A 673-nucleotide genomic window follows, 5' to 3' on the forward strand; every position below is an offset into this window, starting at 1 on the left:
TCCTCTCTGTCCGCCCAGTTGAGAATGAGCGCGGTGATATCGTCTCAATCGTTGTTGAAGGTGTCGACATCACCGAGCGCGTCGACCTCGAACGGAATCTCCGGCAATCGGAGGAACTCCATCGCGTCACGCTCAACAACATGACCGACACCGTCCTCATCACGGACGAGGACGGTGAGTACACCTACGTCTGTCCCAACGCTCACTTTATATTTGGATACACGGTCGATGAGATAAGGGGGCTAGGAACGATCAATGACCTCCTCGGAGAGGATCTCTTCGACCGAGAGGAACTCGCGGAAGACGGGGTGCTCAAGAACATCGAAACCACGGCGACAGACAAAGCTGGACGTGAGCATACGCTCCTCGTCAACGTTCGCGAGGTTTCGATCCAGGATGGCACCCTTCTTTTCAGCTGTCGGGAAATCACGAAACGCAAGCAGCGTGAGGAGGCCCTCGCCACGCTCCACGAGACGGCCCGCGACTTCCTCTACGCAGAAACCCATCAGGAAATCGCCCAGCACGTCGTCGATGACACACCTGGTGTACTCAATCTGGATGCGAGTGCGGTCTATCTCTTCGATGGTGAGGCCAACACTCTTCGGCCCACAGCCCACTCGACAACACTCACCGATCTGAACGGTCCACTCCCAACTGTACACGCCGACGGTGA

1 protein-coding gene is annotated in these 673 nt (G+C 56.8%); it reads left to right on the forward strand.

Translation table 11 applies throughout. The annotated features are described in order from the left end of the window. On the forward strand, nucleotides 1–673 hold a 673-nt coding region (locus C5B91_RS21245), incomplete at both ends, for a PAS domain S-box protein (protein ID WP_119713028.1).

The organism is Haloferax sp. Atlit-10N (assembly GCF_003586325.1).
Lineage (GTDB): Archaea > Halobacteriota > Halobacteria > Halobacteriales > Haloferacaceae > Haloferax > Haloferax prahovense.